Origin of the sequence: Kitasatospora sp. NPDC089913, assembly GCF_044748625.1 — a bacterium.
Lineage (GTDB): Bacteria > Actinomycetota > Actinomycetes > Streptomycetales > Streptomycetaceae > Kitasatospora.
Genome location: NZ_JBIVGI010000002.1, coordinates 1 through 7420, shown reverse-complemented (window position 1 = coordinate 7420; position 7420 = coordinate 1). Strand labels below are relative to the sequence as shown.

General features: G+C 74.6%; 5 protein-coding genes. 3 read left to right on the top strand and 2 right to left on the bottom strand.

The genetic code is table 11. The features are described 5' to 3' along the window. Positions 1 to 148: 148 nt before the first annotated feature. Complete coding sequence (locus ACIPYS_RS04255) at positions 149 to 1741, bottom strand: M4 family metallopeptidase (protein ID WP_093863522.1); 1593 nt, start codon at positions 1739 to 1741, stop codon at positions 149 to 151. A gap of 197 nt (positions 1742 to 1938) precedes the next feature. Here ACIPYS_RS04255 and ACIPYS_RS04250 point away from each other — a divergent pair, with 197 nt between their 5' ends. Next, complete coding sequence (locus tag ACIPYS_RS04250; protein WP_400742903.1) at positions 1939 to 3333, top strand: hypothetical protein; 1395 nt, start codon at positions 1939 to 1941, stop codon at positions 3331 to 3333. Between the two features lie 22 nt (positions 3334 to 3355). Here ACIPYS_RS04250 and ACIPYS_RS04245 read toward each other — a convergent pair whose 3' ends face one another. Beyond that, the gene (locus ACIPYS_RS04245; protein ID WP_400742900.1) at positions 3356 to 5518 is read right to left on the bottom strand and encodes an AMP-binding protein; all 2163 of its coding nucleotides are present in this window, start codon (positions 5516 to 5518) and stop codon (positions 3356 to 3358) included. 370 nt (positions 5519 to 5888) lie between these two features. On the opposite strand from ACIPYS_RS04245, the gene ACIPYS_RS04240 reads away from it, so the two are divergent. Both ACIPYS_RS04240 and ACIPYS_RS04235 read left to right on the top strand, forming a co-directional pair. Further along, complete coding sequence (locus ACIPYS_RS04240; RefSeq protein WP_400742897.1) at positions 5889 to 6758, top strand: ABC transporter ATP-binding protein; 870 nt, start codon at positions 5889 to 5891, stop codon at positions 6756 to 6758. 328 nt (positions 6759 to 7086) lie between these two features. Then, on the top strand, positions 7087 to 7420 hold a 334-nt coding region (locus tag ACIPYS_RS04235; RefSeq protein ID WP_400742894.1), incomplete at its 3' end, for a cupredoxin domain-containing protein.

Sequence of the window (7420 nt, the reverse complement as noted above, 5' to 3'; positions counted from 1 at the left end):
TTTTTAAATGACCCGCCCACCCCCCACAACACCCCCCACCTTCACCCCCCCCCCCCCCCCCCCCCCCCCCCCCCCCCGGGGGGGGGCCGTCGGCCGGCGGCCCGCCACCCCCACGACGGGGTGACGGGCCGCGGTGCGGGCGCCGCGGTCAGGAGACCGAGACAGCGCTCCAGGCGGCCGCGACGGCCTTGTACTCGGTGCTGGTGGCGCCGTAGAGGTCCTTGGCGGCGCTCAGCGAAGCGGCCCGCGCGCCCTTGTAGTTGGTGGTGGAGGTCATGTAGACCGTCAGCGCGCGGTACCAGATCTTGGCGATCTTCTGGTTGCCGATGCCGGTGACCGTCGAACCGTTGCAGGTCGGGCTGTTGTAGCTGACGCCGTCGATGGTCTTCGCGCCGCTGCCCTCGCTGGCGAGGTAGAACCAGTGGTTGCCGACACCCGAGGAGTTGTGCACGTCGAGCTGGCCGACCTTGCTGGTCCAGCAGTCGGCGGACCGGCCGTCCAGCGAGGGCTTGTCGAAGCGGCGCAGCCACGGCGGGGTGGACTGGTCGCTGAACAGGTAGTCGCCCTTGTCCACCGGGTTGTGGGCGTAGAACTCGACCATGGTGCCGAAGATGTCCGAGGTGGACTCGTTGAGGCCGCCGGACTCGCCGCTGTAGCGGAGGTTGGCGGTGGCGCTGGTGACGCCGTGGGTCATCTCGTGGCCCATGGTGTCGAGGTCGACCTGCTCGGGGTCGGTGACGCCGTCGCCGTCGCCGGTCATCATGCAGAAGCAGCTGTCGGACCACTGGGCGTTGTCCCACTTGGTGCCGACGTGCACGAAGACGGTGGCGCCCTTGCCGTCGTTCTTGATGCCGCTGCGGTTGAAGGTGTTCTTGTAGTAGTCGTACGTCCAGGCGGTGTTGGCGTGGGCGTCGACGGCCGCGGTGGCGCGGTCGGTGGAGAACTTCTTCCCGTCGCCCCAGACGTTGTCGGTGTCGGTGAAGAGGGTGCCGGAGTTCGCGTTGAGCGAGCCGGCGGCGACGTTGCGGGCGTCCTTGGTGATGTGGCCGCGGGTCGGGTCCTTCAGCGAGAAGCCGCCGGTCTGCGCGGTGGTGTCGATGGTGATGTCACCGGTGTACTCGGAGTGGCCGGTGCCGGTGGCCTGGTGCTCGGCGTCGTAGGCCTCGATCTGCTCACCGGTGTTGGCGTCGGTGACGACGATCCGGCCGGCCGGCTGGCCGTGGTCGCCGGTGCCCTCGACGGTGGTGCGCCAGGCGAGGCGCGGGGTGCCGTCGGCGGCCCAGACGACGAGTTCGGGGCTGCTGGTGGCGTCGCCGACGCCGGGGGCGGCCTCGAGCGCGCGGCCCGCGGTGAGCTGGGCGGGGATCTTGGGGACGATCGTGCGCACGGCGGCGTCGTGGGCGGCCGCGCGGGAGGAGTCCTTGAGCCGGCCGCGGGAGTCCTGGTGGACCACCAGGTCGCCGCCGACCACGGGCAGGCCGAGGTAGGTGCGGTCGAAGCGCACGTGCTGGGTGCCGTCGGCGTCCAGCACGACGTCCTTGACGACGAGGTCCTGGCCGTCGGCGAAGCCGAACACCGAAGCGTTGTGCGCGACGTTGGCCCGGGCCTGGGCGATCGCCGCGTCACGGCCGGCGGGGGCGGCGGACGCGGTCCCGGCGGTGACGGTGGCGGCGACGAGGGCGGCGGTGGCGGCTATGGCTCCGGCCGTGAGGAAGCGGCGAGATGAGGAGGTGGGGCTCACTCTGACTCCAGTCGGGGATGCTGCGTGATGCAGGGATGAGAGCTGGGTTGAGATTGACGGTGCGCAGTCATCCAGGGCTAGAGCGAACGTCAGAACTTTGCCAATTCGTGTCCTGTACTGATCAAATGTGATCGCTTTTGAGTTGTCTGTTCACGTTCGGGCCGGGCGCGGCGGTGCCGTTGCCGTACGCTCGCGGAATGGACGGATGGGTGGGGGCCTGGACCGGCGGTCGGCGCGCGGTGCACGTCGGCAACGTGGCCGACTTCAACGAGCAGTTCCTCCTCGCCCCGCCCGCCGGCAGGCGGTTCGCCGTCGGGAGGTTCGGGACCGGCGGCTCCGCCCCCGCGCCGACCCCCGCCGAGCGGCGCGCCGACCGCCTCCGCCGGGCGCACCACTACGCCGGACTGGCCGTCGGCTACAGCCCCGAGCCCGCCGCACTGGTCCTGCCCGCCGAGGTCGACCGGGCCTGGATCGACTGGCTCGCCCGTGAACTGGACTGGGGGCCGGTCGAGCTGTTCGACGGCGTCGCCCCCGGCGGCACGGTCGCCGAGGCCCTCGCCGCCCGCCCCGCGCTCGCCGAACGGCTCGCCACCGGCCCCGGCCCGGTGCTGTTCTGGGGCCGCACCCCCGACCGGGGCGAGGGTCCGGAGCTCGCGGCCGTCCGCCGCTTCGAGGCCAAGGACGCCGCGAACGGTCTCTTCGTCGCGCTCGCCCAGGACCACCCCGGCGTGCGGGTACCCCGTCAGGAGCCCGTCGACGGCCCGCGCGCGGCCGCCCGGGGACTGGCCGCGCGGGCCGCCCGGGGCCTGGTCACGGTCCTCAAGTCCCCGCACGGCGTCGGCGGTCGGGGCACGGTCGTGGTGACCCCGGAGGAGGTGCCAGCGGCCGGCGGCGCCCGGGCACTGCTGCGCCGACTGGTGCGCGAGGACGCCCTGCCGCCCGGCGGTCCGCTGCTGCTGGAGGAGTTCGTGGACGGCGGCCCGGCCGGCGCCGGCCGGCTGCGCGACCTCACCTTCGACGCGGTGATCGGCGCCGACGGCCGGGTCCACCCGGTGGGCGTCGGCGAGATGGCGGTCGACGGGACCCGCTACCAGGGGGTGACGGTCGGTCCGGGCGTGGTCCCGCCCGGCGCCGCCGGGACCGCCGAACGCTTCGGCCTCGCGGTGGGGGAGCGGCTCGCCGAGGCCGGCCACCGCGGCTGGTACGACGTGGACTTCGTCACCGACCGGGAACGCCGGCTCGCCCCGACCGAGGCCAATCTGCGGCTCACCGGCCCGGCGGTCGCCTTCGTCCTGCGCCACCGGCTGGACCAGGTGCGCGGCCCCGGCCACCTGGTCCGCACCGTGGACGCGATGCCGCTCGGGGCGCGGCTCTCCCAGGAGGCGCTGCACGGGCACCTGGACCGGCTGCGCCCGGCCTGCGCGCGGCTCGGGGCGACGCTGCTGCCGCTGATCGTGACGGCCGGCCACGAGCCGGAGCCGGCCGTCGGGCTGGCGCTCGCCGCCCGCAGTGTCGAGGCTCTGGACGCCGCGCAGGCCCTGCTCGGGGCGGCGCACCACGCGCTGGGCCGGATGTTCGAAGCCCTGCGCTGAACCTCCGGCCGGGCCCCGGCGCTCAGGGCCGCTTCGCCGGCTTCGGCGGCTTCGGGCGCCAGGTCAGGAACCGGACCAGGATCGCGGCCGAGACCATCAGCGCGATGTTGAACACGAAGACCAGCCACGCCTGGGCGTGCCAGTCGGACGGTCGGGTGGTCCGGTACAGGTTGTCCTGCGGCCACCAGGAGGCCAGCAGCCAGAACACCGCCAGGTGCGCGGCGGTCGAGAGGCCGGCCGGCCGCCCCATCCGCGCCGTCGCGCCGGCCCCGGCCAGCAGCCAGGCCACACCCAGTCCGAACGAGGCGCACTCGAAGAAGTAGAGCACCCGGAAGAGGTCGTCGTACGGGGCCGGAACGGCCGAGACGTCCGTCGAACCCGGCCAGAGGCTGTTGGTGAGCAGTCCGGCGACGACCGCCGCGGGCACCCCGAAGCCGACCACGCCGCAGCCCAGGGTGGAGTCCACCCTGGCGGAACCCCCGCTCCCGCCGCCCTTCCAGCTCCGGCCGCCCTTCCCGCCGCCCGACCGGCGCGCCGGTGCGGCGTGGTCGGCCGGCGCGGGCAGCGGCAGGGCCGCCCGGTCCAGCTTTCCGGCCCGGGTGCGCGGCAGTTCGGACACCGGGACCACGGCGGCGGGCGCCTCCCCGTCCGGCAGCAGCGCCTTCAGGGCGGCCGTCAGCGACCAGCCGTCGGTGTCCGGCGCGCCGGGAACGGCGACGGCGTACCCGACCAGCTCGCGCCGCCCGGGCGCCACCTCCACCTCGGCGACCGCCGCCTCCCGGATCCCGGGGCGGGCGCGCAGCCGGGCCTCGGCCCGGGCCGCCCGGGCCACCGTCCTGGCGACGGTGTCGGACAGCCGGACGTCGGTCGGTCCGACCACGCCCGCCGCCCGGCCGATGAACTCCAGCGTGCCGTCCGCCCTGAACCGGCCGAGGTCGCCGGTCAGCAGCACCCGGCCGTCCGTGTCGTGCGCCGAGTGCACGAACCGGCGGGCCGTCTCCTCGGGCCGGCCGGGGTAGCCGCGGCCGAGTCCGGGACCGGCGAGCGCGATCTCACCGATCGTCCCGTCCCGCAGCGGGGTGCCGTCCGGGGCGAGCACCAGCACCCGGGCGCCGGGGAACGGCGCGCCGATCAGCGACGGCGCCGTTCCGCGCAGCACCTGGTTCTTCTCCCCGACCTCGAACCAGGTGCTGTCCACGCCCGCTTCGGCCAGCCCGTAGACGTTGATCACGCGGGTGGACCGGCCGAGCAGCCGTTGCAGCGCCAGGTGCTCGTCCAGCCACCACTTCTCGGCGCCGACGGTGAGCACCCGCACCCCCGCGAGCGGGCTCCCGGCGCGGTGCGCGCTCTGCCCGGCGGCGGGCGCCAGGTGGGCGGTCAGCCTGCGCGCGGTGCGGGTGTTCAGCTCCAGCACGCTGATCCGCTCGGCGGCGATCAGCGGCGGGAGGTCGGCGATGTCGGCGGCGCGGTCCAGGGTGAGGTTGCGCGGCGCGACCACCAGCGTGGCGCCGGAGCAGAGCGCGCGCACCCAGTCGGCGGTGAACACGTCGAACTCCAGGCTCGCCGTGCTCAGGATCCGGTCGGCGGGCGTCAGGCCGTACACCGTGCGCCAGCCGTGGTGGGCGGCGAGCAGATTGCGGTGCGAGAGCTCCGCGCAGCGCGGCGCCCGGGTGGTGCCGGAGGTGGTCAGGACGACCGCGGGGCCGTCCGGGTCGAGGTCGACCGTGGGCGGGCCGGCGGGTGCGGCCGCCACGGCGGCCGCGGCCGAGTCGAGGCAGACGAGTTCCCGGGCCCCGGCGTCGGTCAGCCGGATCCGGTGCGCCTCCTCGGTGACGACCAGGGCCGGCGCGGCCTCGGCGAGCACGTGTCGCAGCAGCCCGTCGGGTGCGCCCGGCTCCAGCGGGAGGTAGGCGGCGCCGGTCTTGAGCACGGCGAGCAGGGCGACGTACACCTCGACCCCGCGGCCGAGCGCCACCGCGGCCAGGCCCCCGGGCCGCAGCCCGCGTTCGACCAGGTGGTGGGCCAGGCGGTCGGCCCTGGTGTCGAGTTCGCCGTAGCCCACCTCCCTGCCGGCCCAGCGCAGGGCGACCGCCCAGGGCGTGGCGCGGGCGTACTCCTCGAACCGTCCGGGCAGCGTCCCGGCGCGTCCGGTGCCGAGTTCCGGCGGTGTGTCCGTTCCTGTCATGCCCCGTCCCCTCCACCCGCATCCACCTGGCTGTGGCCCCGCCCCGCTTCCACGGGCCGCGGGTCCGCTTCCACGCCCCCCGTACCGATTCCCCGGGCCGCCGGTCCGCATCCGTGCTCCGCACCGCTTCCACGAGCCGCCGGTCCGGTCCGGTTCCACGGTTCGCGCACCGATGATGGCGTCAACTGCCGCCGGGCAAAAGGGGGGTACGCACGGAGCCCGCGCCGGGCGGCTGTCCACGGCTCGGACGCCGGACCCGTTGCCGGGGGCGACGGTTGTACTCTGCACGCGGACGGTCGGCGGCGGCCCGTCCGGTGCGGCGCCGCGCCCGCGACCCCGCCCGGCACCGGACCCCAGGAGGACCGCCCGCATGAGCACGTCCGACCCGCGCCCGCCCGCCACCGGCTCGCCCGCCGCACCGGCGGAGTCGTCGGAGGCCCCGACCCCGCTGCTGCGCACCCGGGCGGTGGATGTCGTCCGGGACGGCCGCTACCTGCTGCGCGGGATCGACCTCGCCATCCACCCCGGCGAGCACTGGGCACTGCTCGGCCCGAACGGCGCCGGCAAGTCGACCCTGCTCGCCCTGCTCGGCGCCGTCTCCCACCCCACCCGCGGCGAGGTGGACGTGCTGGGCCGCCGGCTCGGCCGGGTCGACATCCGCGACCTGCGCGCCCACCTCGGTCACGTCAATCCGCGCCACCCGCTGCGCTCGCCGCTGACCGTGCGCGAGGTCGTCCTCACCGGCGTCACCAACACGATCGAGCCGGACCTGCACCGCAAACCCGCCCCGGAGGAGCTGGAGCGGGCCGAGCTGCTGATCGAGACCCTGGGCATGACCGCGGCCGCGGAGTCCCCGTGGACGACGCTCTCCCAGGGGGAGCGGGGTCGGGCCCTGATCGCCCGGGCCCTGATGCCCAGTCCGCGGCTGCTGCTGCTCGACGAGCCCGCCACCGGGCTCGACCTGACCGCCCGGGAACTTCTGCTGGACAGTCTGGACCTGCTCCGCCATCAGCACCCGGAGCTGGCGAGCGTCCTGGTCACCCACCATCTGGAGGAGCTGCCGGAGTCCACCACGCACGCGCTGCTGCTGCGCGCCGGGGAGACCGTCGCGGCCGGCCCGGTGGACGAGGTGATGACCACCGAGCTGGTGAGCGCGACCTTCGGCCACCCGATCCGGATCACCCGCCAGGACGGCCGCTGGAGCGCCAGGGCCGCCGCCCGGCGCACCCCGACGGGCTGAGCCCGGCGGTACCGGACGACGCCTTCCCAGGGGCACGCACCCACCGGTGCGTGCCCCTTTACCACTTCTTTGCCATTCGTGCCACCTCCGACCGAGCCGCCGGTGGCCGGAAATCGTCGGTGGACCGACCACCGGGAGGCCGGAGCCCTTGTCCCACCTGCACCGTTTCGTGACCGACCCCGGGGTGGACGGCAAAAAAAGATATCCCTAAGGTATGCCTTAGCTAAGTGGACGGGGGTACCGACGGCGTCGTTGCTCCCTGTCCGCGCTCAGCCCTGCCCTGAAACACCCTGCCCTGAAGCACCCTGTCCTGACCGCTGGAGCCCGCATGTCCGCCCGTCGTTCCACCGCCGCCACGCTGCTCACCCTCGCCGTGGCGACCGCCGCCCTGGCCGGCTGCTCGCAGAAGAAGGACGACAAGGCCGCTGCCGACGCCGTCAAGGTCAACGCCACCGACACCGCCTGCGAGGTCTCGAGGACCACGTTCCCGGCCGGCCACGTCAGCATCGACATCGCCAACAAGGGATCCAAGGTCACCGAGGTCTACGTCTACGCCGCCGGCGACAGGATCGTCACCGAGCGCGAGAACATCGGCCCCGGCACCAAGGCCACCATCACCGCCGAGATCAAGGCCGGCTCCTACGAGGTCGCCTGCAAGCCCG